Genomic DNA, 26,639 nt, shown 5'->3' with positions numbered 1-26,639 from the left:
ACCCAACTTTCTAAATGAACTGATATTAGTTTCAGTATTGCACGCTGTTTGACTGCATTCAAGGTATAATAGCAGTCTTCATCATTTTCGGGCACGTAAAATTTTGGTCATCATGACGCCGTACATCCCGTTTACTCCGGCATTAGAGACCGTGAGCTCAGTCACACCGAGCTGCTTCAAGGTCCGCCGATACTGAGCGACGTGTTCAATGTCGATAATGATCATTTCACCGCCAGGTTTTAAAACGCGGTAAGCTTCACTGATGGCCTTTGAACGCGCGGATGCCGGTTTGACGTTATGAATGGCCACGCTGGCTACCACAAAATCAAAGCTTTCGTCATCAAAAGGCAGGTCAGTCATGTTGGCGGTAGTCAGTTGGCTGACGTCAGTTAAGTTTTGCGCGTCAATGAGTTTTTGCGTGTTTGCCAAAGCGTTGTTTAATTGATCGCTTTGATGCCATATATCGATGCCCGTTACTTTTCCAGGCACCTTTAATTTCTGAGCGATTTCAATCAGAAACGCGCCGTGACCCGTGCCAAGATCTAAAACTTGCGCGTTTGGCTGCAGGTTCATTTGACGAACCACGCTCGTGATGATTTTATATTTACCAACCAAAGAAGTATGCAGATATAAACCACCTGATCCTAACAAGATGAGGGGGAAAATTAAGTTGATCCACTCCTGCGAGAACAGCGTAGCGACCAGAGTAACTAGGCCAAAGCCAATCAGCAAGACGGGAACTAAGGGGGCATCTAAACCTTTCTTCAATCATTTCGCTTCCTTTAATTAGATTTGATTGTTTAATGATGTGCCATCAGGAAAATGACGATTGCCACTGTAATCACCAAAACGGCCAGCAGATAGCTAAATAGCAGTTTGCGGCCAAACGGCATATCTGCTAATTTTTGATTGGCATGGCCCTGAGATGACAGCGCGATGGCATAGATAAAGGTTGCCGCGAAGGAATAACCAATCAAGCCCACAGTGGCAAAAACCAGCAGATTATCGCATAGTTCTGGTTTAGGATTAGGTGTTAAGAGACCAATCATGACGATTGCGAGCAGGATAAATGTTGGTGATGCAATCAGGATCTTTTTCATGGCGTTCGCCTCCGGGTTCAATCATCCTTTTGGTTCGTTGAACCTCTAAGCCACAGATGATGCGACAAGTAACAATATTTTTACAGTGCATGTGGTTTGAACGACTCAATAAACGCCGTTGTAATCGGCGTTTGTAGGCGATGTTTGCGCCAAGCAAGTACGGTGTGAGTCTGCACCTGTGGTGAAAGCGGGATGAAGCGCACACCGGCGTGATTTTTCGGATCAATCGTCCCTTCGATAGTCAGCGCCGCGCCGATTCTCAATTGAACCAAGGGCAAGACGTTGAAAATGAGGTTGAAATGACTCCCAATCTGCAGATTATCACTGGTTAAATGCGCCCAATTATTCAGTAACTGCTGAACTGGCGGGCGACTTGAAATCATCAGTGGAATATTCGGCAGGTCAGTGGGCTCAATTACGGATTTAGCAGCCAGCGGTGAATTGATACTTACCACTAGGCCCCAGCGTTCCGCGTGAGCTAGAACCAGATGTTCATACTTATCCGCGTTCACGGGCTCCAGCAATAGCGCCACGTCGATCAGGCCCTTGTCCAATCGGTCAAAGAGTATGTCACTTGTGCCAGTGAATAGGTCAAAAGTCACGGCTGGATACTGCTTGGTGAAAGTGGCAATCTGTTGCGCCAGCATGTGGCTGCTGTCGGCTTCCACGGCTCCAATGTTGATGTTACCGGAAAACAATTGTTTGCCCTGATCAATGAAAGACTGCTCGGTTTGTTCGGTGAGCGTCAGGATTTCTTGCGCACGAGTTTTCAAGAATAATCCGGCTTCAGTCAGTGTTAAGTCGTGATTGGTTCGTGTGAATAAGGGGGCACCTAGTTCATCTTCCAGTCCTTTAAGTTGTCGTGACAGCGTGGGTTGCGTGATGTGCAAACGTTCAGCGGCTTGTAAAATTGAACCGGCTGCGTCAATGGCGAGAAAATATTCAAGTAGTCGTAATTCCATTTGTCATGCCCCCCCAATCTGATTAGTAGCGATGGTTATTTAATCTCAAGTTTACTATAACGGTATTGTTCAGGATTAACAATCATTTTTCCAATCGGATGCTAAATAGGCGCTAATGAACGAGTCTCGTGACCGGTTCATTAGCACCTAAATTAAAGTGTTTGTTATATGCAATTTCGCCAATTAATCAGTGTAGATAGTCTTAGCTAACCCAAATGCAGACCATGCTTTCGGCCAACCGGCGTAAAAGGAGAGGTGGGTGATCAGCGCCACCATTTCAGTTTTGGTGACGCCATTTTGTTTAGCAATTTTCATGTGAGCTTCCAATTGCGGAAAAAGTCCCTGTGCCATGAGTGCCGAGCAGGTGATCATGCTGCGGTCGTGGGCGGAAAGCTCGTCTTCCTTCGCCCAGACTTCACCGAACAGGACATCGTCGTTTAAGGCAGCAAATTGCGGTGCAAATTCACCAAGATTATCCCGCCCAGCGGTTTGTTTTTTTGTCATGGATTAATCCTCCAATGCGTTGTATTGTTCATCCGAAACGGGTTCCAGCCATTCTGGTGTTCCCGCAGTAATGGCGATGTGGGAAAACCAGCTATCCTTAGTGGCACCATGCCAGTGTTTCACGCCATCGTGGGTTACAACCACATCACCAGAATGCAATTTCCGTGCTGGTTTGCCAGCTTCCTGATACCAACCTTCGCCGCCAGTGACCAGTAACAGTTGAAAGCCGTCGTGGTGAATGTGCCAATTGTTGCGACAGCCGGGTTCAAAAGTAACGTTGCCAACACCCACGCTCACAGCCGGATCATTGATCAGGCTGTTCAGATAGCTTTGTCCGACGAAGTACTGGGCGTAGGCATCGTTTTTATCACCCATTCCAAAAATCCCGTTTTTGACGCTGTTTTCATGATTAGTCATTTAATGAGTATCCTTTCTCCGCAGTCGAGATGACTGCACTTGGCTAGAATTGTTATTTATAATGTACAGGATAGATTGCCATAGGTAAAATACTTAGTAATTATATCGGATATGCCTTTTAGGTATAACACACCATTGAAATTTACGACAGAGAAATTGGCTTAAAAAAATTAAAGATAATTCTTTTAAGTCGCGCATAGTCATGGTATCTTTATTGCAAGTAAGACTCAGTTATCGTTGGATAAGCAAACAGTAGGCAAAGTTCTGAGGGGAGAAGTACAAATCATGACTGGAAAAATGCGAAATAAATTGCGTCGGGACCAACAATCGATTAAAAACCGCAAGAAACTCTATAAGAGTGGCAAATTATGGTTAACGATGGGACTGACAACGGTTGTTGGAACAGCTGTGGTGACAACTCATGCAAATGCAAGTACAATACCGTCAACCCGAGACAGTGCCGTTAATGTTGTGGACGCAGTAACTACCGCTCCAAGTGATGAAGTGACGTTAAAAACAAGCGTCAGCAGCGACCCAACTCAAATTGTTAGTCAATCAGAAGATACGGCGAATGATACTGATGGAACAGATTTGGTAAACAGCGCTGGTCGTGATGGTGAGATTGAAAGCAGTGTCGCTAGTACTGCGAAGGCGCAGGTAACCGCATTAGTGGCAGACGCTTCGGCGACACAGATGAATGACGCCAAGACTGCGGCAACTGAGAAATATCAGCAGACAGGGACACCACAAGTGATTACGGCTATAGCTCCTGCAGCAGAAATTGCCACCGGGATAGATGGGACTGCTAACTGGGATATTGACCAAGATGGTAATCTCCAGATTCACGCAGGGACTTTGAGTGATCAAAATACGTGGCAGGATCATTCTGCGGACATTAAATCAATTCAAACTGAAGCAGGGGTGGTTGCATCAGACAAGTCAAATAACGATAATTACAACATTCATTTGTTTGGTGACTTACCGAATGTGAAAACGATTGATTTAACGGGATTGGATACGAGTCAAATGACTAATATGAGTCACCTGTTTGTGAATGATCCTAATTTGGAATCAATTATCTTTGACCCAACTAAATTTAATACGTCAAAAGTGACTGATTTTAGCATGATGTTTAATGGTGATACGAAGTTGACGACACTTGATCTTAGTCATTTTGATACCAGCAATGGCACTATTTTTTACGGGATGTTCGAAGGTGCAAGCGCATTAACTGAAATTGATGTGAGCCATTTTGACACCTCGAAAGCCACGAATATGCAAAATATGTTTGTGGATACCAACGCTCTCCGGCATATTGACGTCTCAAACTTTGATACCAGTCACGTGACAAATATGAACTCGATGTTTGAACGGGCAGGAAGAGACGCACCCGTCAATCCAGAGGATCCGTTAGTCCTGGATGTCAGCAATTGGAATGTCGATAACGTGACCGACTTTTGGGGGATGTTTGATCAATCTACGGTCCAGAAGCTTGATCTTAGTAAGTGGAACATGAAACGGGCGACGAATACCAGTCATTTCTTAAACATGATGCCTTACCTTTGGGACTTAAAGTTGGGACCAAACGTTAAGTTGACGGATGGTCTTTTAGATGAGGTTCCAAAAACGGGGACTCAGTTACCAGATGGAAGTTTGGATGCGTTTAAGAAAAATAATATCACGGTTAATACGCTCGGACTGCAGCCTACCAGTACAGGTTGGCAAGCTGTTGCGAGTGGTGATGAATATAATCCAGAGGGAAGTGCCTACTTGGCAAGCACTCTAACAACGATGTATCCTGGTGATGGAACTGGAGGTACTGAAGAATATGTTTGGTCTCAAGCAGTGACTAATTACCTGCATTTTATCGATGTGAACAGCGGTCAGATTATTCCTGGTGGAAAATTTTACGATTATGTTTACACCTACCCGTATGGCACCACTACCCTGAATACCAAACCTGATTCCCTTGTCCTGCCCAAAGGCTACCACTTCGCGACTGCTTCTGAACTGAAGTCTGGACAGGTGCAGCTTCCGGCTTCATCTACCGAAGGCAAGGAAGGTACCGTATTTAAAATGTACGTTGCTCCAACACTGCCGAGTTTAGATGAAAGTAAACAGCAGGTAACATTGACCACTAACTTTGTTGACCAGGAGGGAAACGTGCTTCAAAAAGCAGATATCAGGATTGGAACTCAAGGGACTAAATTAGAGATTGCTGCACCGGATATTAAGGGCTACAAATTAGTGGATACCAGTCTGGCCAATATACCAGTCATTCTGAAGGGAAATGTGATGACACTGACGCTAACTTACGAGCCTAATACTGGTCAGGTGCCGGATGAAAATGAACTGCCAGCAATCTTAACCGTCAAGTACGTTGATGAAAATGGAAATCCTTTGCAAGTAATGACGACACAGACTGGTAAACAGGGAACTCATCTAGAAATTGTTGCACCAGAGATCCCAGGCTATGCACTCGTTGATGACAGTCAAGTTAAGACACCGGTCACATTGCAGGGTAGTGCGCTGGCCCTAACCCTAACTTACAAACCGGAGGGAACAAACGGCACACCAGGTGCCGCAATCAACACGTCTAGCACACCGACGCCAATTCCAAGTGAGACACCGACATCTGAAACGAGCCCGGGTAATCCGGTTGAAACGACGGTTGTTCCTGAAGGTGATACGACACCATCAACGCCGGAACAAGGCCAGCGTGTACAACCAAATAAAGCAGCTTCAGAGAGTGAAGAACCTGGTGAGGTTGAGCCTCAAAGCCAAGTAGGCAAAGGTAGTACCGTTGCACCAGCCAAGTCCGGTATAGTGGTGACTTCCGTACAGAAGAATCAAAAACAAACTTTGCCACAAACGGATGAGCCTGACAGTCAAGGAATTCTATCATTAATGGGAATCGGTTTACTAGGTGTGCTGGGCTTGGGAATGAAGAAACGCAAGGAAGATTAGTTTAATTTGTATGAACGTTTGCTTCTTACCATAAACCAAAGAAGGGGATTAGAAACATGATTTAAAATTTAGTATCGTTCCAATTTTTAGAGATCTCATTTCCAAGTGGAATGGGATCCCTTTTTGCGCAAAAAAATAGCCGCCAAAGTTAGCAATACTTCGGCGGTGGGAACATTCAAAAAATAGCGTGAGTGTATTTTAGCAAATTATCAAACTAGGAAGGATTCCGTTGATAGTCTGCGTCTAATTTCAATAATAATTCAGCTGGTAAACCAGACAAATTTTCAATTTTTTGCGCCATTGCGGTAGTTAGATGGCGCTTATGAGAAAGTAATTCTAAGGCTTGAAGGGTACTGATCCCTAATTGCTGTGCGAATTTGTCGGCACTGATTTGGTAATAGGGCATCGTCTGACGTAAATTGTCAGCGCAAGCAGTTTCATGATAATAACGAACTAGATTAATCCGATTTAACATTTTCAAAACCTCCTTAATAGAGCAATCAACTTATCTCGATTCGGTAACCAATGAGTTTAAATACGTTAGAAAATCAGTTTTAGAATCAAACGTTTCCCGATCTACGTAGCCTGCTAAGGCATCTTTGACTGTTTGTGGTGATCCCTCTCGAATCAATTTTTTTAATTTCTTTTTCCTAATCCGTTTGTTTGTCATATCAATCTCTTCCTCTGTGTCTATTCATGGTAAAGAATGGGTTCGCATCTACGAAAGTGTCCTTTAAAATCACCAAAATAGTAGCACAAATTAAGTGCAAATGCACTTAGTTTGTGCTACTTTTCTCCCGAATTTTTAATTATTTACTCAGTTTTCTTGTTCTGGATGATCCGATTCAATTGATTGACGCAGTTTAACGAGCTTTGCGAGCGTTTCGTCACTATTTGGCGCAAGACGATCCATTAATTTTCTGTTGAGTTGCTGCATATATTGTTCGATACCGCGATTGAGTCGCATTCCTTTGTCAGTTAGAAACAGTTTTGTAGACCGTTTATCGTCGGGGTCAATCGATTGCTCAATCAGCCCCTTTTTACTGAGCTGGTTGATGGCTCGAGTAATCGTACTGTGATTTAAATGGACTAAGTTGTTGAAGTCGCTTTTACTAATCCCTGGGTTTTTACCGACTTTCATAACATAGAAGTAATTTGATGCGTTAACTTCGTAAGGGGCTAAGTTTTGGGTAATTTGGGTGGTGATCACTAAATTCAGAAGAGCAATCTGCTGAGCGAAGTCGCCACCAGAATCTGTTTGCGTCATGACGTTCACCTTCAAAGTTTTGAATGGCATAAGGGGGTCAACTTGCTTCACTATTATTATAACAGGTAAGTGGGAGATTACGTGGCAAACTGGAAAGGTGATACAGTTTAAGGGCTTTGTGTAATCCTTGATTGGCAAAATGAAGCAGCCATCTCGAAAATCCACGTGGTTCCTTCTACAGTACCTACCACTATGTAATATGAATGCGAAAGACATTGCGCATTGGAGATAGGCAAACTCTCACTGATTCGGCACCTTTGTGCTATAATATGAATATGAAAAGAGGACTGGCGCTCAAGCACCAATCCCCTTGCAAACCGCTTCAAAGGCGGTAGCTAGTAACAGACAACTATAAGAAGTCACCCGTCAACCGGCTAAAGTTAACAGGGGTGGCTTCTTATTTACGTTTTCCGCGGTCAATCAGTATCGTTAATGTTGCAAAAGCAATCATCAACGATAGAGTGTCAAAAACTGACACAGTCTGAATCTTTCGTAGATTTTGTAAATCATGGGCATCATCTACTTTCGTATTGACGCCACCACCCATGAAACTCTTTGCTCTAACAGTATATCATAAGGTATGCTGCTTTTTATTTGCCTAAAGTAATTGTGACGGATTATATAAATTGTGATATATTGTATCAAACTAACATATTGCCTAATTATCCGAAGAATTAACTTCCCAAGCTAACCGCTGCAACGCTTTTTGATCCGCAATCTGGTAACCCCGCTGATCCTTTTGCAGGTAGCCAGCTTTCACAAAATCAGCGATAACGAACAGCAAATGACGGTATGACACACCCAGGTACTCGGCGACCTGGGTGTGCTTTTCGTTATAGTAGCCGTTGTGGGCGGTGAGTAAAATGAAGGCTGCCAGCCGCTGCGACAGGGTGAAGCCCTGATTGCGCGAAGCCGTTTTAATGTTGCGGGCGTTTTTATGTGACAGGTAGATGCAGACGTTTTGTAAAAAGGTGGGATCGCTTAACAGCTGAGATCGATATTTTCTGACTGGCAAGGCTAGACAGTAACAATCGTCGATCACCTGAACACTAAAGGGTTCACTTTGCGCGTCCAGCAATTCCATTTCGCCAATAAAGCAGGGCGGCGTAAAGAAGTCGATGAGCGTATCTTTACCATTAGCTAACGAATCGTAAAGTTTGGCTTTGCCCTTAACTAAATAAAATAAATATTCAGGTTGGATGCCATTTTCCACGATGTATTCCTGAGTTTTGAAATGCAGTAATTCCGCATGCTGCGCCAGTTTAGGGCCGAATAAAGACTCAAAATGACACTGGGTCATAAGCTGCTGTTTAAGGTCATCGTCATCAATTTTTTCCATTATTTTCTCCTAGTGTGAGATTTCTCATACTTAGTGTATCAATTCACAGGCTATAATTCAATCTGTAAGTAAGGGCTTACATCAAGACCCTTACATTTAAACTCTAGGAGGAATTTTCCATGACTGCAAGAAAGATTATTCTCGACTGTGATCCAGGTCACGATGACGCCATTACCATGATGATGGCGTACGCACATCCAGATATCGATTTATTAGGTATCACGATTGTTGCTGGTAACCAAACTTTGAAGAAAACCGTTCATAACGGGTTGAACGTCGCTCAATTATTAGATATGGACGTTAAACTTTACCCAGGGATGCCCCAACCACTTGTCCGCGAACAAGTCGTTGCCGGTAATGTCCACGGTAAGACCGGTTTAGATGGTCCAACTTTTGAAGAACTCAAGCGGACTGCTGAAAAGGAAAATGGTGTTCAATTCATCATCGATACTTTATTAGCTAGTGATGGCGATATTACTTTGGTTCCTACTGGTCCATTGACCAACATCGCAACTGCTATGCGGATGGAACCACTGATCATCCCTAAGATCAAAGAAATCGTCTTAATGGGTGGTGCCTATGGTACAGGTAACTTTACCCCTTCAGCTGAATTTAACATTTTTGCTGATCCAGAAGCTGCTCACGTGGTCTTCAAGTCAGGTCGTCCAATCGTCATGATGGGCTTAGACTTAACGAACCAAACCATTTGTACCCCTGATGTCATCGAACGGATGGAAGCCATTGGTAACAAAGCCGGTAAATTATTCGGTGATTTAATGCGCTTTACCTTGAAGACCCAGTTTGAAGAATTTGGTCTTGAAGCCGGTCCAATCCACGATGCAACCACTATTGGTTACTTAATTGATCCATCATTGTTTGAGATGCAAGACATGTACGTCACCGTTGATATCAACCGTGGACCATGTTACGGCCGGACAGTTTGTGACGAATTAAACGTTTTGAAGCAAACACCAAACGCTAAGGTCGGTAAGGGAATTGACCGTAAAGGGTTCTTCGACTTAGTTGCTGAATGCATCAAAACTTACAAATAATCGAGAGGGGTACATTTAAATGTATGTCCTGATTAATCTAGTAGGGCTGATTATCTTCTTAGTAATCGGTTTCCTATTTTCAAAGAAGAAAAGCGATATCCGCTGGCGTTCAATTGCCATCATGCTATTGATTAACTTAGCTTTGGCCTGGTTCTTTACCAGTTTTGCGGCTGGTCGAGATGCCGTTAAAGCAGCGGCGGATGGCTTCAACTGGCTGGTCGAAGTTTCCTACCAAGGGATCGTCTTTGCACTGCCAAACTGGGTCACCCCAGCTTTCGGCGGTTCGGCTAAGTCGATGAACTTTGTCACCAGTGCGTTACTCCCCGTTTTGATGATCGTTCCAGTGTTTGATATTTTAACTTACTTTGGCGTTTTGCCTTGGATCATCAAGTGGGTCGGCCGTGGGTTATCCTACGTCACTGGCCAACCGAGATTCGAATCATTTTTCGCTATTGAAATGATGTTCTTGGGTAACACCGAAGTACTGGCTATCTCAGGTCGCCAATTACGTCAAATGCGTGCCACTCGGAACGTCACGTTAGCCATGATGTCCATGAGTTGTGTGACCGCTTCGATCCTTGGCGCTTATACGCAAATGGTTCCTGGCCAGTTCGTGTTGACTGCTGTGCCAATCAACGTCATCAATGCAATTATTGTGACTAACTTACTGAATCCAGTTAAAGTGGCACCAGAAGAGGATATCATTGCCACCGTTGGGTCCGAAGAAGATGAGGGTAAAAAAGAACCGTTCTTCTCTTACCTAGGTGATTCGATCCTTGGTGCTGGCCGTTTGATTTTAATCATCACGGCGAACGTGATCGCCTTCGTTGCACTGGCTGCTTTGGCAGACAAAATCTTAGCCTTGATCTGGGCACCGCTTTCCTTAGAGCATATCGTGGGTATTATCATGTTCCCATTTGCTTGGTTATTAGGTTTCCCAGTTCACGATGCTTGGATTTTATCCCAAGACATGGGTCTGAAGTTAGTCACTAACGAATTCGTTGTCATGGGTAAGGTAGCTGGTAACGTGATCAATGGCTACACGCCTCATTTACGGGCTGTACTGACCGTCTTCTTAACTTCATTTGCTAACTTTGGGACTACCGGTATGATCATCGGTGCCTTCAAAGGGTTGGTGGACAAAGAAAAGAACGATTTAGTCGCTAAAAATGTGGGTTATATGTTACTTTCAGGAATTCTCGTCTCACTATTATCAGCTGGCTTTGTTGGCTTGTTTGTGTGGTAATCAAAAATCGTATCTTGCAATGCGTCAATCATTATCGCCAAATAGCTAACCGGGCTATGTCGAAAAACCATTCAGTTTAACTGGATGGTTTTTTGTTGATCAAAACTATGCGTGTGCATATATTTGTGCTATACTCTTTTTGATTCAAAGATGAAATCGGCTTTGATAAACTGTCATGGCTGAAAAATTTCAAACAAAACTATGCGTATGCATACAATGTGTGCTAAACACAGACTTTCAACAGGAGGATGTATAATGAAATTAATTACAGTTGAAGAACATTATGACACTGACGAAAACATCAGTCAGTTCAAGAAATACTCAGAAGTTAAAAACAATAATCCGTGGCAAGACAAGTTAAGGCCTAAGCTAGTCGACTTCAGTCAGAAGGTTGCTTACATGGAGGAGAACGGCATCGATATGCAAGTGATTTCCGATGCCGGTAATTCAGCGCAAGTGCTGCCTGACCAGTACGCCGTTGCTGGTGCCCGTGCCCAAAACGAAACCTTGGCTGAAAACATCAGCCGATATCCCGACCGGTTCGCTGGTTTAGCAACCTTACCAGCTAACGTTCCCGATAAGGCGGCTGAAGAGCTGGAATACGCCGTGACTAAGCTGGGTATGAAGGGTGGCATTATCAGCGGCAGTATCAACGGCCAATTTCTTGATGACCCCAAGTTTGAAGTGATTTTCGCTGCTGCTGATAAGCTGGGCACCACACTTTACTTGCATCCCGGAGTCATTTCTAACGACCAAAAAGCGATGTTGTATGATAGCAAGGCATACTCCGCTTTAGGCGCCAATATGATGGCCGGCGCCATGTGGGGCTGGCACATGGAAGCCGGTATTCAGGTTATGCGGATTATCACGGCTGGCTTGCTGGAAAAGTATCCCAACGTGAAGATAGCGACAGGGCACTGGGGTGAATTTATTCCCATGTTCGTGGAACGGATTGATGGTTTTAGTCCAATGATCACTGACTTACCCTTGAAGTTCTCGGACTACTATCGGCGTCAGGTTTATTTGTCACCATCAGGGATGTTTACGGCACCGCAAATGCAGTTAGTGCTCACCGAAATGGGCGCGGATCACATCATGTGGTCAGAAGACTTCCCGTACGTTCAGGCGGGCTCAACCACGCGTGAGTTCCTTGAACAGGCGGATGTTACCGAAGAACAGCGGGAAGCAATTGCGCATGGCACTGCCGAAAAGCTGTTTAACCTGTAATTGAATTTTATACTGCCGAGGAAGTGATAGCATGATTACGGATAAAAATAACGATACGATTAGTAAGCAGCTGCACACAGCTTCTAATATTGCCATTCGAGTGTTGGAAAGACACTTAAAGCCGCTTGGCGTGAACAACGCGCAATTTTTCTTCATTTTAAAGTTGCACGATAATCCCGGGATTACCCAAGATCAGCTAGTGCGTTCAGATAGTCGCCATCAAAGTAACGTTAACCGTGAAATCACTAAATTAGCCAAGCTGGGGTTGGTGGATAAGCAGCAATCGCCAAATGATGGCCGGCGTTATGAACTGAAACTGACGACTGCTGGTGAAGCGCTGTATCCTAAGATTAAGGCAGCATTGAATAGTCAAGAAGAAGCGCTGAGCCAATGCTTAAACGCTGCTGATGGCCGGGTCAGTCAGGCTGACTTTATTGCAATTCTGAAACAAATTGCGCAGCTTGATGCATAGGGTTGTGCAATGAATTGTTGACTCTTCAAGCCAATCTATTTTGGTGCTGGCGAACAATCCTCGCACTATTTTTCATAAAAAAGCACGCAGTTCAATCCGAACTGCGTGCTTTTTAGCGTTTATTCAATCAAAAAAACGTAGCCACCTTTTGGTGACTACGTTTCAAAAACCTAATCCTGGAGGGGTGGACACTAGCAAAATTCGCTATGTCTATTCTGGCTTGATGTCCAGCCTACTGATTATTTGTCGTCGGTTTCTTTTCTCTTAAGACCGAACAGACTCAATAGACTCAGCATCATCAAGCCAAGTACGCCAGCTGTTTTAGCTTGATCTGATTGTTCGTTAGTTTGCGGTAACTGACCAGTAGCGGATTGGCCGGCAGTTGCCTGTGAATGCGACAACTGAGTGGCTGTTTGTTGGTTACTTGCAGCTACTGATGAATCAGCTGCAGCAGTGTGCGTGTTGCCAACTGCTGTCCCTTGATTAACTGACTGCCCGCCATTTTGCGATGCTGGTTTCGACCCACTTTCATTTTGGGTTGGCTCAGTTTCATTGTTTGAGTCAGTTGGAACCGTACCTGGTTGCGTTGTTTCGTCAGTAGGTGAGGTTTCATTGCCAGTTTGCGGCGTGTTATCCGTGTTACCAGGATTGCCGTTATCGTCGCCAGGCTGACCAGTGCCGCCGCCGTTGTTGTTAGCGGTATAGGTCACGTAACCGGCATCCCCAGGCTTATCCTTTGGTGCGTTGACTGTTATCGTGCCGTCTGGGTTGACCGTGGCACTGACCGTTGACTTATCAGCGGTATAGCCGTTGATTGGTGGAACGGGAACAGTGACGGTTTCACCGACTTGACCACTGACGTTGGTAACAATCTGAGACCCTTGGTTACTTGGAATCGAAACGTCAGCCTTGATTTGGTTGCCGGTGTAGACAATCGTTATATCGGTGGCGTTTGCTGGTTTATCGGTAATCATTGGATAATCAGCGGCTACGCTGGCTTTATCAGGCGTATAGCCGTCAATTGTTGGTGCGTTAACACTGGTGTACCAATCCATTGGTGAATAAGCCCCTTGGGTTGGGTCAGTAGTGGCATCGGTAACACGAAGCCAGTTTACGGTTTGGACAACGTCTGGTGCGATGGTCTTGCCATGACTATCAACGAAGTGAATTGTCCGCGTAGTTGTGGTGTGGCTGAAACTTTCGGCAGGTGAGATTGGTAACGTCCATTCTTGTTTTTTTGCGGTGTCCCTGTCAAAAGTAGTTGGTGCCTGACCCACAATGGTCGTGCCATCGAGACCACCTTGTTTCAACGCGTTGGCAAAGTCTTCTGCGGAGGCATAACCGCTAACGGTGTAGCCCTTAGGAATGAGACTCAGGATTGCATCTGCATCATAGTTAATCACACTATCTGAAGGCCCCGTGGTGATCCAATCCTTTTTGCCCACGTGTACCACCATAGTTTGAGTATCACCGGTGTAGGTGACGGTAATATCGTCTGCATTTACTGGCGCATCAGACTTCGCTAATTTAAGCTCTGAGACATTTGGCGTGTCTGCAGTATAACCCGCAATAGATGGGGCAGTGAAACCAGTGTACCAGCCCATCGGGGAGTACGAATCAATGGGATCGCCAGATACTGCAGTAGTTGGCTGGACCCAAGTGACAGTTTGAACCACGTCTGGAGATAGCGTCTTACCCGTATTGTCAACGAAGTGAATTGTCCGCGTAGTCGTGGTGTGATTGAAGCCTTCAGCGGGTTGTAAATGCAGTGTAAAAGTTTGATCTTTAGTTGTGTCGTGATCAAATGTTGTTAGTGCATTGGACTGTTTTAAAATAGTGTCGAATACATCCTTAGGCGTATTCTTGTTAATTGTATAACCATCTGGTACCAGTGCTAAAATCGCCTGTTGATCGTAATTAGTAGGGGTATCTGAGGCACCGGTGGTGGTCCAGACTTTACCAGTATTTCCGATTTTAACTGTTAGGGTCTGCGTATCACCAGTGTAGGTGACGTATCCAGCATCACCAGCTTTTGCTTTGGGACCGTTGACAGTGATCGTGTTGTCGGCGTTGACCGTAGCATCTACCACTGTCTTATCAGCAGTATAACCCTGAATGGTAGGTACTGAAATGTGAACGGTGTCGCCGACTCTGCCGGAAACGTTGGTCACTGTTTGCGGACCTTTATTAGTAGGAATGGTGACGGTGGCGTTAGATACTTGATTGCCGGCATAGTTAAGCGCAACGGTATTTTCACCACCAGCTGTTAAAGTTATGAACTGCGGTGAGAGTGTATAACCGTCTACTGCAGGAACGGAATAAGCCACTGATACAGCATTACCGTTACTGTCTTCGGTAGGTTTGGTTGTGCCTTCTTGATAAAAGGCAATCACTTGACCAGGCGTACCGTTGATATCCGATTGGGCAACGTTAGGCTTATTACTGGTGATATTGAGTTTGGCATCGGCTGGGACATAGCTATACTTATTGATGGTCACACTGTAAGCAGCTTTTGAAGACATGGTAGCTGCTGTAACGCCCAATACAAAGTTCTTCCCAATTTGGTTATCGTCAATAGTCCGGGTGTAAGTTTTAACGATTTGATTATTACTATCAACAATGTTCGTTACTAATTGCTTAGTATCCGCTTTATAGGCGACGTCAAAAGTATAATTTAAACTGCCACTATCTGATCCTGAAGGTACAGCAGTACCTGTATCGTAAACACCGCCGGTTGCTTGACTGCTGTCTGCGCCTGATTGGTAAATCACCCAGTTATTTGCTTGGGGAAAAGGTTGACCGTCCACTTTCTTAGGCGACCAGCCAATTGCATCAGTAGAAACAATATAACTGATGGTTCCGTCAGCATTGGTTACCAGGCCCATTGAGCTTCCCATGGAACCCTTAGTTAGGGCATTGTCAGTTGATACTGGCTGAAAAGCAACGGCCATACCGTCACCGCCGAGCCAGCTACCCATTGTACTGTCCCACTTAACATTTACCGTAGCATTTAAATTAAAGTTACTCGTAAAATCAATGGCGTCTTTAGCGACAACTGCGCCGTTTTGAACGTAAGTTGGATCATTTGGATTGGTTAAATCCACTGTATTGCCACTGATTTGGGGAGTCGTAGTCCCATTACTGCCGCCAGCAACAAAGTTCTTGGCAACGTCTTCTCCTGAAACGACAGTCGGTGTATCGTTATCGCTGCCTGTATTGGCTGGGTCTGTGGAAGCTGCACCTGATTTGTCAGGCGTAGTGACGGTTGGCCCTACCGCTTGTGAAGGTGCCTCTGTTGTTGAAACCGCTGCTTTCTGAGCTGCGATGGTTGGCTGTATTTCTTGGTCTACATTATTCTCGGCCACAGGGGTAACTGTCGACGAATCGCCAGTGTTAGAAGTTGCCGAATTATTTGTATCAGTCGCCTGTGTCGTTGAAGTTTCTTGACTAATCGTGGAGGCTGGCTCATTAGCCGTGTTTTCTGCCGCACTCGCATTAGTGTTAAGTGCAAATGAAACGCCTGCAAGGGTAGCCATGGTAATGCCCATAGCTACCCAGTTTTTACCTTTTTTATATAGTTTTACGTGATGCTTATTTTCAATAAATGGTGATCTTACGTTATTTTTAGACATAGTAAATAGCCCACTCCTTTTTGCTTAATCCCTCGTTACAAAAAAATGTTGATTATTACCCTCCAAAATTCATAATATCACAAAGCGTATTTAAAGTAATTGAAAATGCTTATGAAAAATAAGTTCCTATTTATAGGCTTATACACTAGGACTTTCAGCCGCTTCGTTATAAATAAAGTGTGTATATTTTTTGAGAGGTTGATGTGTGTTTGTTAGAACACAGTCATAAGAATGATTGTGTTTTAAACGTTTTATGGGAGTGTCTTATATTTAGAAAATAAAAATGGCTTAATTCCCAGTTTTTGTGGGAATTAAGCCATGATTATTAAAGACAAATCAATTATTTAACGTCGGAACGTTTCTTACTGATTCCAAACAAGCTCAGCAAACTCAGCATGATCATGCCCAATATAGAGGCAGACTTTACCTGTTCTGCTTGTTCATTAGTTTGCGGTAACTGATTACTCTGAATAGTACCTGATTGAGTGCCGCTTGAGAATTGAGATGGTGCAGCGGTGTTGGGTTGTGTAGTAGTCGCTGAACCGCTAGTTGCAGATTGTGATCCAGTCATCGCGGTGCCATGACTTGTTGTCGAACTTGTACCAGAACCTGGCGTAGAATCTTGGTCGGATTCAGTAGTGGTTTGAGGGGTGGTCACGGTTTGCTGTGGTGTATCAGTAGTTGTATCGGTTGGAACAGGTGTTGTATCAGTAGGTCCAGTAGGCGTAGTCGGTTGTTCACTAGGGCCAGTTGGTGGATTATCAACACCAGTCCCCGTACTGCTGTCGCGCGTATAAAGAACCGGGATGACACCATCTGGGGTTGCCGGAATCGTGACTTTCTGAGTAGTTGTAGTGTAACCAGGAATCACAGGGACTGGTTCATCCGTGCCAGGGAAATCGTGAACCGTGATAGGAGTGGTGTTAGGAATTGGTTGACCATCAGCGCCAACAGGGACGATGGTTGCCGTTACTTTAACGTTATTGACCTTGCTTAATACCACCACATAGGTTGGGGTGGTACTGGTATCCTGGTCAAAGGTCTTCGTAGCGTGAATAAGATCGTTTCCATTACCCTTTAAATTAAATTTATTCGGACCAACCAGTGTGTACCCTTTAGCTAGTAACGATTGCTGCAGGTCAAAGACAGGTTGATAGTCAACATTGCCGTCGGATGGTCCAGTTAACTGAACCTCGCCTAAGCTGTTACCATCGTTATCAACGAACTGAACGTTGATCTTTTGATCATCAACTTTGTAATTTAATGTAACGACGTTGACACCGCCAGCAGTCAAAGTTTTAAACACGGGTGCGAGTAAGCTGGAGCCCGGTACAGTAGGAACGGTATAAGCAACAGAAACTAGGTTACCATCAAGATCAGTTGTTGGTGCTGGAGTGCCAGCATTGTAAAAGGCAATCACTTGTCCCGGTGTTCCGACAATACCGGTTTGTTCGAAACCAGCGTTGCTTTTGATTGTTAATTGCGCGTTAGCTGGAACGTAGGTATAGCTGTTAATTTTCGCGGTATAAAGTGCCATCGAATCGGCCGTGGAAGCAGAGATACCCAGTACGTAGTTTTGCCCGATTTGATCATTCGTAATGGTTTGGTTGAAGGTGTGAACCAGTTGTGAATCTTTGAAAATATTAGTTGTTAATTCTTTTGAATCAGCGGTGTAAGAGACATCAAAGGTGTAACTAATTTCGCCAGTTGTTCCACCTTGAGGCACTTTAATACCGGTGTCAAAAACATCTCCAGTTGCTTGAGTCGTATCAGATCCAGATGGGTAAATGACCCAGTTAGGACTTTTGGCCTTGTTTTGTGGGGAATTGCCCAAGGCGTTAGTTGAAATAATGTAGCTGATGGTACCAGGCTGGTTAGCAACTAACCCCATTCCGCTGCCTTGAACACCCTTCAGTAAAGCCGTTTCTGTGTTAACTGGCTGGAAGGAAACGGCCATGCCGTCACCGCCGAGCCAGTCATTCATTGATGGGTCCCATTTAACGTTGACCGTAGCGTTTAAGTGGAAATTTGTGTTGAAGTTAACAGCCCCGTTTGCCACAACCGCACCATCTTCTACGTATTTTTCATTTGGATCTTGAATGTTTTTATATGTTGGGTCAGCTAAAATTGCAAATCCGGATGCATCTATCGAAGGAGATTTCAGTTCTTCAACCGGGTGATTCTTATCTGTCCCAATCGGTGTGAATCCGTCTGGGCCTCTTCTACTGCCACCAGTCGAAAAATTATCTTGCACCTGATTACCTGTCACAGTGGTCGATAACGTGTTAGCTCCAGTATGACTTGGGTCAGTAGATGCTTTCCCAGTCGTATCAGTAGTTGTAACGATTTGAACTTGAGCATCCGGTGTGGTTACCGGATTGGCTGAAGGAGTATCGCTTTGATTATTGCTAATGGCTGCGTCAGTCGGCTTTGCCGGAGTAGGTGCTGGTGTGCTGCTAGTTGTTCGCAGTGTCGCGGTATTCGAGTCTGCTGGCGAGGTATTCTCACTCACCGTAGGAGTGGTGTCACCAGTATTAGTCTCTGCTGCGCTAGCAGTATCGCCAACCGTAAACGAGATTCCGGCAAGTGTAGCCAGAGTAACGCCCATCGCTACCCAGTGTTTACCTTGCTTATAAAGACGAACATGATACTTTTTTTCAGTGAATGGTGAATTCAAATTATTCCTTGACATCGTAAAATCATCCTCTCCTTTTTTGAACGAAACCAAACTAGAAGTTGACTGGTTAGATTATTCCTCCAAGAACATAGTAACACAAGTATCTGTTTTCACAAGACTTAAAATGCCCATTTTAATGGATTAATAAAGTAAAAACTAATAAATAAAGATTGACTGTTCAATAAAGAAGCTACAAGTCTTGACACTTGTATAGTTAAGCTAAATGAGTAAAGAAAAAGTGAAGGTGATAATAGATGAATAAGTTAGATGCCATTAAAGATTAAGTAAGAATCATTCTAATATTTATAATCAGTGTACATGATTGTTTTAACTTAAATTACTGGTACCTTTTCGAAATAGTGGTATATTAATCTTGATAGTAATTTATCAAGCAGTAAGTGGCTGTGACTCTGAACCTAGGGTCGCAGCCACTTACTTTTTTGTGCTATATCTTGATGATTAACTAGTGATGGCTAAAGCAAACACTTGACTAGATTTTGAACCTATTTAGAATTAATTCGAAATAGTTGTGGCTTTTTCGACTGCAACATGATAATATCTATTTAGAAATTAATCGAAATAGATTGGACTGATGCATATGGCGATGAGTGAGACGTTAAAGGCAATTTCAGATCCCGTTCGCCGGCAGATTCTGGAGTTACTAAAGGTCAAATCGTATGCCGCAGGTGAGATTGCGGCCCGGTTTGATTTGAAGCAGGCTACGGTTTCCTACCATTTAAAGCTACTTAAGCAGGCAGGGTTAATTACGGAACGAAAAGAAAAAAATTATATTTACTATGATTTGAACGCTAGTGTTTTCGAAGACGTGTTGACTTGGATTTATAGTTTAGGGAAGGGGAATGGCGATGATGAAAAATAAATGGCGTTCACTATTAGTGACAAGTTTGGTTATTTTAGCCCCAATCTTATATGGTGTGAGTGTTTATGACCAGTTACCAGTGCGAATGGTCACGCACTGGGGATTTGATAATCAGCCTAACGGATGGATGGTACGGTCGATGGTGGTTTTCGGACTGCCTATTTTGATGTTACTGATACATTTAGTGACAGTTGGCGCAACCTATCATGCCAGCGCTAAAGGGCACTCAGCGCCACGAATGGAACGGGTTGTTGCCTGGATTTTTCCAGTGATTACAATTGTAGCTTACACGATTACGATTCGGTACGGTTTAGGTGAGACAATTGATATTCGTTTGTGGACGGTGATTATGGTGGCTGGTCTTTTGATCTTTATCGGCAACTATTTACCAACGGTTCCACCTGAAAGTGTGAACAAAGGCGGTTTTCATCTTGGAAAGGCGAATACGCAAAGTGACTTACGGTCAACGGGGTATTGTCTCGTATTATTTGGCGTTTTGACACTGTTAAGTCTATTTTTCCCACCAATCGTGACGGTCATTGTTTTGGTCCTTTTCATTATTAGTTTGCTGGTCCTGATGATGATAAGTTATCACAAAGCTGCTAACTGAGGTGCCGAATAACCAGCTGAATTTAATCACAAAGTTATGGTAGAATAACAGTAAATAATTCTTTGGGGGGAATTCAGTATGAAATTAATTAGCTATGGGAAACTTTTAATGGCGGGTTTCATTGCGGTGCTGGGATTAAGTGTGAGTCAGGAAACGACCGCCCATGCAACAACTTGGCATAAGGGGACGCCGACTGCGTTAAGAGGGACGTGGAAAACGAAGCCAATTGCAGCCGCTGGGACCCATTACAGACTTCAACTGAGCATTGGTAAAGATTCTATTACTGATAGTGGCGGTTTTGGCGATCCAACTTGGACTAATCATCAAAGCTATCATCATAAGTCTGGTAGCGAGTACTACTATGTAAAGGGTCACGAGAAAGTTTATACTGGTGGAAAAGAAATGCTCTATTATAAATTCCATAAAATCGGCAATAAAATTCATCTCATGACCTATTTAACCATCAATAATGGGCACAAGTATGCTGGTCACAAGTATAGTTATTGGTACTATAAATAAATTTTTCTTTTAAACATCATATAATGACCTGAAAATAGCCCCATATCACCTTCAACCGGTGTTATGGGGCTATTTTATTTATCAATTACCGTTAGTTGATGAATGGTGTTTGTACAGATGAGCACACTTTGATATAATCTTGACCATTGGCTTTAAGCAACCGCAATGATGGAAATAACAAAAGAGGGAGGCTGCTATGAAGTTTAAAATGAATTTAGTTGATTTATTAGCCGTCTTTATTGGTGGCTTTCTGGGTGGTTTCGCTCGATTTATGGTTGATCAGCTGCTCCACGATTCAGTTTCGCTGCTGGGGACCACCACCGTTAACATAGCGGGTAGTTTTTTACTGGCGTTCATTACATATGGGTTAGTGATTTTCTTTGATGTTCCTAATTGGTTGATCGTGGGTTTAGGAACGGGCTTTATTGGTGCATTCACAACTTTTTCAACGTTGGTCTTAAATTTAGTTCAAAACGTCCCAGGCAGGCCAGATTATGCAATGACTATTTTCGCCTTGAACCTCATCTTGGGACTGTTGGCGGCTTTAGCTGGCTATCTAGTGGCCACATCGCTAGGCTGGGGGCGTAAACGTTGATTTTGATTGGAATTGGCGCGGGTATAGGTGCTGTAATACGCTATATGATCACGATGGCCGGTAAAAAATGGGCACAAACTTTTCCTGTGGCGACATTGATCATTAATACGGTGGGGGCATTTATTGCCGGCGTGCTCGCAACTGCCATGTTGCCAGCAACCTGGTCACTGATCTTGTTAACGGGTTTTTGCGGTGGCTTCACAACTTTTTCCACCTACATGACAGATACGCTGGTACTTTTCCGGGAGCATCGCTGGTTGAGCGGCTGCCTGTATTATCTGGGTACGGCAATCCTTGGTGTTCTGGCAGTATTGATCGGTGCTTTTGTAACCCGAATGATGAGTTAAGCACGTACAGATATACAATCAACCTCTTGTAACAATAAAATATGCCTATCCTATCTTGGGATAAGCATGTTTTTGTGGCATCTAGCGAATTGTGGCACATGCATTATGTCAAATTAAAAAGCAGCTCGTCTTAGGGATAGGGAGACGGGCTGCTTAAATATCGTCTCAGCGAGAATGCTGAAAGATCAGGATTCAGTCAATGCTCCAAACTGGGACAGTAGCTTGGAAACGTCAACTAGACGGTCTGTGTTAGAAACAGTATTAACGTTAGAGGTCACTGCATGGGGGGAGTAACACAGATCGAGTGAATGATAAGAGAAGCAGCGGGCTACAGCTGTTTCCGTGTAATCAATCCACTGAATTGATTACGCCTGCATTTTAGCAACTTTTAATTTTACCTGCAAACAAAAACACTTGAATTTTGCAAGCAAAATTTTGGACATTCCGACAGAATCAAGTAAAATAAAGTTTGCCAGAGATATTCAGTTATATACATTGAATGCTTTTGACAAGCAAAGAGAGAAAGTGACGATCATGCTCAGAAAAGTACTCGTAGCTAGTGCCGTTTTCATTTTATCGGTACTGAGTTTGAACGGAGTGGCCTTCGGGGCTACACCCTGTCGTAAATCCGTGGCGGTTCGAAACTAATCAGGCAACTGTGCAGATTAAAGTAGGGACGTATTATTCGGAAGTTTGGAAGAAGGCAATTAATAATTGGAATTCAAAGAAGGTTTTCAGGTTTAAGATTGTTTCTGGCCCAGCTCAAATTACCATTATCCCGGCTCAAAGCAACGAAGCGACGCTGATTAAACAAAATTTAGTTGGGGTCGCCTACGTTGATCATGATGACACGAAGAGGATTATCAGTGTGAAGCTGCACCTGGTTGATACATTACTGAAAAAGAATGGCTATACCACCAGTCAGCGCGTGAACGTAGCGGAACATGAACTAGGTCATGCGATGGGACTCGCACACAACCCAAGTAAACAAAGTGTGATGTATAAAACGACCCGCTACGTGACCATCCAGCCTGTTGACGTGAAAAATGTCCGCAACCTTTACAGTATTCCAGCCAGTCAATACTTCATTAATCCACCGGTAACGGTCTCTAGTACAACTAACAATGCCCTGATCACGGATGGTGCTGGTGACCGGCTCTACAAATCACCATTTGAGTCAGAAACGGTAGAGCCCACTAAAGAGGCATTTTGGTGAATAAGTAATCGGTTAAGGTTCAATCGTTTCTTTGATCGAGGCCACTAAGCTTTGAGTGAGTGGACTATTCACCAAGCGTTGCGGCACGTTTAAACCGAAATCAAAGAACATTACTTCTCGTGGTATCCGGATGATGTTGACGTTATCTGCCGGCGTGAAGTGAGAAGTGCGTAAAACCAGGTCGGGTGTAAATGACATGCCGAACTGTTGATAGGCCAGAAAAGTAGCGGTTTGTAAATTGGTGACTTGGACGGCTTGCTTAACTGAGATATTTAAAGTGAGCAATTTCGTGTTGACCATCTGCTGAAAGGAAGAGCCTTCATTCACATTAATGAAAGGTTGACCATTCAGCTGTTTTAAGTCGAGGCTTTGATAATCTCGCCAAACACTTCCTGGCTCATAAATCGGCGAAGTGGCCGGAATGATCAGGAGGACGGTAAAATCGGTGATATGAAAATAGGTAAAGCGGCTATCATTGATTGGTTTGTCGATGACGAGATCGACTAGGCCTGAACGCAATTGCTTCTCGGCTTCTTGGTAAGGAAGTTCAACCGTTTTAAGGATAGTGTTGGGTTGTTTAGTCAGATAGTGCTGTAAAATTTTTGCGTACCAATCGTGGCCAAAAGAGGAATTGGTACAAATCGTGAGGTAGTCGGTTTGGTGGTTAGCCAGACTTGCCATCTCACGGTACATATTTTTTTGAAGTTGCTGGGCGGAGCGAAGGTATTCCAAAAGTTGCCGTCCAGCAATTGTGAGGGTAATGGGATGGTGCCGCCGGTCCAATAGCCCGACGTCATATTCCTTTTCGGCTTCTTTAATCACCCGGCTGACGTAGGGTTGTGTCACGTATAATCGGCGTGCAGTCTCGGAAATACTGCCGGTTTCTTGAATCGTTTGTAAAAAGAATAATAAGTTGGTATTCATTGTCACACCTGCGTTTCTGTCATTAGAAGTACAATATAAGAATAAAGTTCTGGTAAATCCGCTTAATCGATAACTAAATAGTAATATTATTATCTTTTAAAAAGCATTTTACAAGGATTAAATTTCAACTGATAATGGTACGTGAAATTAATAACAAAGAAGGTTATGAAATGAAACTAGCTGCCATTGTCGGTACCAATGCCGAATTTTCCTATAATCGAATTTTATTGAACTTTATCAAACGATACTACGCTGAAGAAATTGAAATTAACGTTTTAGAAATTAAAGATTTACCGCTATTTAATGAATCAGAAACGGAAACCCCACAAGTGATCTCAGACTTGGCTAAAGTGATTCAAGAAGCTGATGGCGTGATTATTTCGACACCAGAATATGATCACGGGATGACTGCCGCTTTGAAGAGTGCCATTGAATGGTTGTCTTATAACGTGCACCCGTTCACTGGAAAACCGGTGATGGTCGTGGGGGTTTCTTTAGGGAAACAGGGGACCGATTTAGCCCAGATCAACATTCGCCAAGTGTTAGACGCACCTGGAGTGGATGCCTTTATTATGCCCGGCCATCAGTTCCTGCTGTCAAACGCGCCGGATGCTTTTAATGAAGATGGCGGTCTAAAGGATCCTAAGAGCGTTGAATGGCTGAAGGTTTGTATGACCGCTTTTACCGATTACGTTAAGACCGTCACTCACCGTGGTGGTGACTTGGTGGATGCAATCAAATGGGACGCGGTGTACGATAACCTGGTCATTGGTTTTGGCGGTGCAGGGGCAACGGCAGCGCGGTTCGCTGCTGATAATGACGCAAAAGTCTTACTGGTTGATGCAGCACCCTTGGGACATGAAGGGGGCAACACCCGTTATGCGGCTCAGCTTTTGAATAGCGGTGAAGACTACGATCAACTGTTAGCCTATTATAAATCTCTTTACGCACCCAAAGACTACGACGAAGAGATGTTGGCGACATACGTCCATGGGATGACTGAGTTACCCGCATACCTCGAAAATTATTTAAACGTTAAACCCGTTTCTGCGAAAAATGATTTACACTTGATCAACTATACGTTGCCTGAATATCCAGAATTTAATGGTCATGAAACGGTTGACTTCACGCTTGTTCATAAGGGTATTTTTGATGCTTCGCTGTGGAAAGTTCTCCGTCAGCAAGTCCTCGATCGTCAGGACCAGATTGATATTTGGCTGAGTTCGCCCGCTAAACATTTGATTCAAGATCCAGAATCAAAAGTGATTTTGGGTGCTCAAATTGAACGGAACGGTGAATTACTGAATATTCGGGCTGTCAACGGTGTCGTTTTAACGGTTGGTGGATTCGAAAATAATCGTGACATGATTCAAAACTTTTTGGGTGCAACACACTTGACCCCGCTTGGGACTTTGTATAATCAAGGTGATGGCGTTCGAATGGGTGAAGAAGTTGGTGCTAAGTTATGGCATATGAGCAACTACGAATCACTCGGTATCCTCAACGGGATGGTCTTCTCCGTGCCAGAAGGCGAACGGGGTTACTACATTAACCCAACTTATACGAAACTATTCACGGGTGCCATCTTCTTAGCGGGTGACGACGGTAGCCGTTACACTAAGGAAGACGAACAAAACCGCCACGGTCACGTTTACGAACAGGGTCAATGGCACGTTGTTCGGCCAAATGAGCATCCTCACTTAGTCTTTGATGCGCAGCAATGGCAAGCTCTTAAAAATGACGATCAAAGTCCTTATACAGACTGGTTTGAACAAGTGATCTCGGCTGCAACGATTGAAGAACTTGCTGCTAAAATTGACGCTGATCCACAGATCTTGAAACAGACCGTTCATCAATTTAATCATTTTGCGGCAGCTGGCGAAGATTTCCAATTTGGCCGTCAGAAGGATTCGTTACGGGTCTTTAACGAACAAGGACCTTACCACGCGGTGGCAGTGAACCACGATGTGTTGAACACGCAGGGTGGCCCTCAACGCAATGCCAAGACTGAAATTTTGGCTGCGGATGGCACGCCTATCCCGCACTTGTATAGTGCTGGTGAACTTGGTGGGATTAACGCCAACATGTATCAGGCGGGTGGTAATTTAGCTGAATGTTTGATCTTTGGTAAAATTGCTGGTGAAAATGCAGCTAAGACTAAAACAACGCACGCGGTTGAATTACAGTCAGCCTTGCCGAAATATGGTCGTAATGATATTGCTGAACAGGACGATCTTGCAAGTATCGAATTAAAAGCCAACCAATATTTGGGTCAAAGTAATGAAGGAATTGGCGGACAAGTGGTTGTCCGGGTAACCATGGCAAATAACCGGATCGATAATGTGGAAATTGTGCGGCAGCATGAAACTGGCGATGTTGCCACCGACGCATTGACACAGTTACCTCAACGAATCGTGGCCCAAAACACCGCTGATGTTGATGCTGTTTCAGGTGCATCATCATCTAGCCGAGCCATTAAAAATGCCGTTAAGGATGCTTTAAGCAAATGTAAATAGAATTGTCAATTCAAGAGCGCTATTTCAATTTAGATTGAGATGGCGCTTTTCGCGTCGAAAGTCACGATGATAAAAGCTTGAATTACCTGAGGAGTCTATTCATTTAAGAAATAAAATGCTAAATTAGTTACTGAAGGTGTTAAGGCACTGTTCAAATTAGATAAAGATTG

At 43.9% G+C, this 26,639-nt stretch carries 25 protein-coding genes; 12 read left to right on the top strand and 13 right to left on the bottom strand.

Annotation, left to right across the window (positions count from 1 at the left end; genetic code table 11):
* Positions 1 to 81: 81 nt before the first annotated feature.
* From IWT5_RS02045 to IWT5_RS02025, 5 genes are all read right to left on the bottom strand, one after another.
* The gene (locus IWT5_RS02045; RefSeq protein WP_089108292.1) at positions 82 to 768 is read right to left on the bottom strand and encodes a class I SAM-dependent methyltransferase; all 687 of its coding nucleotides are present in this window, start codon (positions 766 to 768) and stop codon (positions 82 to 84) included.
* 32 nt (positions 769 to 800) lie between these two features.
* Positions 801 to 1,100: a LasU family protein gene (locus tag IWT5_RS02040; protein WP_089108291.1), complete on the bottom strand. Its 300-nt coding sequence runs from the start codon at positions 1,098 to 1,100 to the stop codon at positions 801 to 803.
* Positions 1,101 to 1,180: 80 nt separating this feature from the next.
* Positions 1,181 to 2,062, bottom strand: coding sequence for a LysR family transcriptional regulator (locus IWT5_RS02035; RefSeq protein ID WP_089108290.1), 882 nt, complete (start codon positions 2,060 to 2,062; stop codon positions 1,181 to 1,183).
* A gap of 183 nt (positions 2,063 to 2,245) precedes the next feature.
* Positions 2,246 to 2,566, bottom strand: coding sequence for a carboxymuconolactone decarboxylase family protein (locus IWT5_RS02030; RefSeq protein ID WP_089108289.1), 321 nt, complete (start codon positions 2,564 to 2,566; stop codon positions 2,246 to 2,248).
* Between the two features lie 3 nt (positions 2,567 to 2,569).
* On the bottom strand, positions 2,570 to 2,983 hold the full coding sequence (locus IWT5_RS02025) for a cupin domain-containing protein (RefSeq protein WP_089108288.1): 414 nt from the start codon (positions 2,981 to 2,983) through the stop codon (positions 2,570 to 2,572).
* Positions 2,984 to 3,268: 285 nt separating this feature from the next.
* Here IWT5_RS02025 and IWT5_RS02020 point away from each other — a divergent pair, with 285 nt between their 5' ends.
* Positions 3,269 to 5,950 (top strand): BspA family leucine-rich repeat surface protein, encoded by a 2,682-nt coding sequence (locus IWT5_RS02020; RefSeq protein WP_089108287.1) that lies wholly within the window; start codon positions 3,269 to 3,271, stop codon positions 5,948 to 5,950.
* A gap of 214 nt (positions 5,951 to 6,164) precedes the next feature.
* On the opposite strand, the gene IWT5_RS02015 is transcribed toward IWT5_RS02020, so the two are convergent.
* The 5 genes from IWT5_RS02015 to yeiL all read right to left on the bottom strand — a co-directional run bounded on the left by IWT5_RS02015 (position 6,165) and on the right by yeiL (position 8,556).
* The gene (locus IWT5_RS02015; RefSeq protein ID WP_089108286.1) at positions 6,165 to 6,425 is read right to left on the bottom strand and encodes a helix-turn-helix domain-containing protein; all 261 of its coding nucleotides are present in this window, start codon (positions 6,423 to 6,425) and stop codon (positions 6,165 to 6,167) included.
* A 30-nt stretch (positions 6,426 to 6,455) separates the two neighbouring features.
* Positions 6,456 to 6,620 carry a hypothetical protein gene (locus tag IWT5_RS12165; protein ID WP_159459267.1) on the bottom strand — a complete coding sequence of 55 codons (165 nt, stop codon included), beginning with the start codon at positions 6,618 to 6,620 and terminating at the stop codon, positions 6,456 to 6,458.
* Positions 6,621 to 6,767: 147 nt separating this feature from the next.
* Positions 6,768 to 7,217, bottom strand: coding sequence for a MarR family winged helix-turn-helix transcriptional regulator (locus IWT5_RS02010; protein WP_159459266.1), 450 nt, complete (start codon positions 7,215 to 7,217; stop codon positions 6,768 to 6,770).
* Between the two features lie 397 nt (positions 7,218 to 7,614).
* Entirely contained in the window at positions 7,615 to 7,764 is a 150-nt protein-coding gene (locus IWT5_RS12445) for a putative holin-like toxin (protein WP_369688564.1), read from the bottom strand.
* Positions 7,765 to 7,875: 111 nt separating this feature from the next.
* Positions 7,876 to 8,556, bottom strand: coding sequence for a transcriptional regulator YeiL (gene yeiL, locus IWT5_RS02005; RefSeq protein WP_089108284.1), 681 nt, complete (start codon positions 8,554 to 8,556; stop codon positions 7,876 to 7,878).
* Between the two features lie 119 nt (positions 8,557 to 8,675).
* Here yeiL and rihB point away from each other — a divergent pair, with 119 nt between their 5' ends.
* The 4 genes from rihB (at position 8,676) to IWT5_RS01985 (ending at position 12,553) form a co-directional block, all read left to right on the top strand.
* On the top strand, positions 8,676 to 9,608 hold the full coding sequence (rihB, locus tag IWT5_RS02000; RefSeq protein ID WP_089108283.1) for a ribosylpyrimidine nucleosidase: 933 nt from the start codon (positions 8,676 to 8,678) through the stop codon (positions 9,606 to 9,608).
* 19 nt (positions 9,609 to 9,627) lie between these two features.
* Positions 9,628 to 10,854 carry a NupC/NupG family nucleoside CNT transporter gene (locus tag IWT5_RS01995; protein ID WP_089108282.1) on the top strand — a complete coding sequence of 409 codons (1,227 nt, stop codon included), beginning with the start codon at positions 9,628 to 9,630 and terminating at the stop codon, positions 10,852 to 10,854.
* Positions 10,855 to 11,109: 255 nt separating this feature from the next.
* On the top strand, positions 11,110 to 12,081 hold the full coding sequence (locus IWT5_RS01990) for an amidohydrolase family protein (RefSeq protein WP_159459265.1): 972 nt from the start codon (positions 11,110 to 11,112) through the stop codon (positions 12,079 to 12,081).
* Between the two features lie 31 nt (positions 12,082 to 12,112).
* Positions 12,113 to 12,553: a MarR family transcriptional regulator gene (locus tag IWT5_RS01985; RefSeq protein WP_089108280.1), complete on the top strand. Its 441-nt coding sequence runs from the start codon at positions 12,113 to 12,115 to the stop codon at positions 12,551 to 12,553.
* A 239-nt stretch (positions 12,554 to 12,792) separates the two neighbouring features.
* Here the strand turns inward: IWT5_RS01985 and IWT5_RS01980 are convergent, their stop codons facing one another.
* Together IWT5_RS01980 and IWT5_RS01975 are read right to left on the bottom strand one after the other, a co-directional pair.
* Positions 12,793 to 16,185, bottom strand: coding sequence for a mucin-binding protein (locus tag IWT5_RS01980; protein WP_089108279.1), 3,393 nt, complete (start codon positions 16,183 to 16,185; stop codon positions 12,793 to 12,795).
* A gap of 340 nt (positions 16,186 to 16,525) precedes the next feature.
* On the bottom strand, positions 16,526 to 18,877 hold the full coding sequence (locus IWT5_RS01975) for a mucin-binding protein (RefSeq protein WP_089108278.1): 2,352 nt from the start codon (positions 18,875 to 18,877) through the stop codon (positions 16,526 to 16,528).
* Between the two features lie 583 nt (positions 18,878 to 19,460).
* Between IWT5_RS01975 and IWT5_RS01970 the strand changes: the two genes are divergently transcribed.
* The 6 genes from IWT5_RS01970 (at position 19,461) to IWT5_RS01945 (ending at position 23,029) form a co-directional block, all read left to right on the top strand.
* Complete coding sequence (locus IWT5_RS01970; RefSeq protein WP_089108277.1) at positions 19,461 to 19,742, top strand: autorepressor SdpR family transcription factor; 282 nt, start codon at positions 19,461 to 19,463, stop codon at positions 19,740 to 19,742.
* Entirely contained in the window at positions 19,732 to 20,352 is a 621-nt protein-coding gene (locus tag IWT5_RS01965; RefSeq protein ID WP_159459264.1) for a DUF1648 domain-containing protein, read from the top strand. The genes IWT5_RS01970 and IWT5_RS01965 overlap by 11 nt, the downstream gene beginning before the upstream one ends.
* A gap of 78 nt (positions 20,353 to 20,430) precedes the next feature.
* Complete coding sequence (locus IWT5_RS01960; protein ID WP_089108275.1) at positions 20,431 to 20,871, top strand: hypothetical protein; 441 nt, start codon at positions 20,431 to 20,433, stop codon at positions 20,869 to 20,871.
* Positions 20,872 to 21,067: 196 nt separating this feature from the next.
* Positions 21,068 to 21,466 carry a fluoride efflux transporter FluC gene (locus IWT5_RS01955; protein ID WP_089108274.1) on the top strand — a complete coding sequence of 133 codons (399 nt, stop codon included), beginning with the start codon at positions 21,068 to 21,070 and terminating at the stop codon, positions 21,464 to 21,466.
* On the top strand, positions 21,463 to 21,813 hold the full coding sequence (gene crcB / locus IWT5_RS01950; RefSeq protein ID WP_225360187.1) for a fluoride efflux transporter CrcB: 351 nt from the start codon (positions 21,463 to 21,465) through the stop codon (positions 21,811 to 21,813). The genes IWT5_RS01955 and crcB overlap by 4 nt, the downstream gene beginning before the upstream one ends.
* A gap of 658 nt (positions 21,814 to 22,471) precedes the next feature.
* Positions 22,472 to 23,029, top strand: coding sequence for a matrixin family metalloprotease (locus tag IWT5_RS01945; protein ID WP_143443071.1), 558 nt, complete (start codon positions 22,472 to 22,474; stop codon positions 23,027 to 23,029).
* A gap of 12 nt (positions 23,030 to 23,041) precedes the next feature.
* On the opposite strand, the gene IWT5_RS01940 is transcribed toward IWT5_RS01945, so the two are convergent.
* A complete protein-coding gene (locus IWT5_RS01940) occupies positions 23,042 to 23,953 on the bottom strand; it encodes a LysR family transcriptional regulator (protein ID WP_089108273.1) in 912 nt (303 codons plus the stop codon).
* 170 nt (positions 23,954 to 24,123) lie between these two features.
* Here IWT5_RS01940 and IWT5_RS01935 point away from each other — a divergent pair, with 170 nt between their 5' ends.
* A complete protein-coding gene (locus IWT5_RS01935; protein ID WP_089108272.1) occupies positions 24,124 to 26,469 on the top strand; it encodes an NAD(P)H-dependent oxidoreductase in 2,346 nt (781 codons plus the stop codon).
* Positions 26,470 to 26,639 lie beyond the last annotated feature (170 nt).

It is taken from the genome of Secundilactobacillus mixtipabuli (genome assembly GCF_002217925.1).
In the GTDB taxonomy this organism is placed as follows: Bacteria; Bacillota; Bacilli; order Lactobacillales; family Lactobacillaceae; genus Secundilactobacillus; species Secundilactobacillus mixtipabuli.
Note: the sequence above shows the minus strand (reverse complement) of the source record. Positions and strands in the feature narration are given on the sequence as shown.

Bases quoted from the DNA above. Each gene is read 5' to 3' on its own strand.
- IWT5_RS02040 (WP_089108291.1), bottom strand. From the start codon at position 1,100: ATGAAAAAGATCCTGATTGCATCACCAACATTTATCCTGCTCGCAATC.
- IWT5_RS02035 (WP_089108290.1), bottom strand. From the start codon at position 2,062: ATGGAATTACGACTACTTGAATATTTTCTCGCCATTGACGCAGCCGGT.
- IWT5_RS02030 (WP_089108289.1), bottom strand. From the start codon at position 2,566: ATGACAAAAAAACAAACCGCTGGGCGGGATAATCTTGGTGAATTTGCA.
- IWT5_RS02025 (WP_089108288.1), bottom strand. From the start codon at position 2,983: ATGACTAATCATGAAAACAGCGTCAAAAACGGGATTTTTGGAATGGGT.
- IWT5_RS02020 (WP_089108287.1), top strand. From the start codon at position 3,269: ATGACTGGAAAAATGCGAAATAAATTGCGTCGGGACCAACAATCGATT.
- IWT5_RS02015 (WP_089108286.1), bottom strand. From the start codon at position 6,425: ATGTTAAATCGGATTAATCTAGTTCGTTATTATCATGAAACTGCTTGC.
- IWT5_RS12165 (WP_159459267.1), bottom strand. From the start codon at position 6,620: ATGACAAACAAACGGATTAGGAAAAAGAAATTAAAAAAATTGATTCGA.
- IWT5_RS02010 (WP_159459266.1), bottom strand. From the start codon at position 7,217: ATGACGCAAACAGATTCTGGTGGCGACTTCGCTCAGCAGATTGCTCTT.
- IWT5_RS12445 (WP_369688564.1), bottom strand. From the start codon at position 7,764: ATGGGTGGTGGCGTCAATACGAAAGTAGATGATGCCCATGATTTACAA.
- yeiL (WP_089108284.1), bottom strand. From the start codon at position 8,556: ATGGAAAAAATTGATGACGATGACCTTAAACAGCAGCTTATGACCCAG.
- rihB (WP_089108283.1), top strand. From the start codon at position 8,676: ATGACTGCAAGAAAGATTATTCTCGACTGTGATCCAGGTCACGATGAC.
- IWT5_RS01995 (WP_089108282.1), top strand. From the start codon at position 9,628: ATGTATGTCCTGATTAATCTAGTAGGGCTGATTATCTTCTTAGTAATC.
- IWT5_RS01990 (WP_159459265.1), top strand. From the start codon at position 11,110: ATGAAATTAATTACAGTTGAAGAACATTATGACACTGACGAAAACATC.
- IWT5_RS01985 (WP_089108280.1), top strand. From the start codon at position 12,113: ATGATTACGGATAAAAATAACGATACGATTAGTAAGCAGCTGCACACA.
- IWT5_RS01980 (WP_089108279.1), bottom strand. From the start codon at position 16,185: ATGTCTAAAAATAACGTAAGATCACCATTTATTGAAAATAAGCATCAC.
- IWT5_RS01975 (WP_089108278.1), bottom strand. From the start codon at position 18,877: ATGTCAAGGAATAATTTGAATTCACCATTCACTGAAAAAAAGTATCAT.
- IWT5_RS01970 (WP_089108277.1), top strand. From the start codon at position 19,461: ATGGCGATGAGTGAGACGTTAAAGGCAATTTCAGATCCCGTTCGCCGG.
- IWT5_RS01965 (WP_159459264.1), top strand. From the start codon at position 19,732: ATGAAAAATAAATGGCGTTCACTATTAGTGACAAGTTTGGTTATTTTA.
- IWT5_RS01960 (WP_089108275.1), top strand. From the start codon at position 20,431: ATGAAATTAATTAGCTATGGGAAACTTTTAATGGCGGGTTTCATTGCG.
- IWT5_RS01955 (WP_089108274.1), top strand. From the start codon at position 21,068: ATGAAGTTTAAAATGAATTTAGTTGATTTATTAGCCGTCTTTATTGGT.
- IWT5_RS01940 (WP_089108273.1), bottom strand. From the start codon at position 23,953: ATGAATACCAACTTATTATTCTTTTTACAAACGATTCAAGAAACCGGC.
- IWT5_RS01935 (WP_089108272.1), top strand. From the start codon at position 24,124: ATGAAACTAGCTGCCATTGTCGGTACCAATGCCGAATTTTCCTATAAT.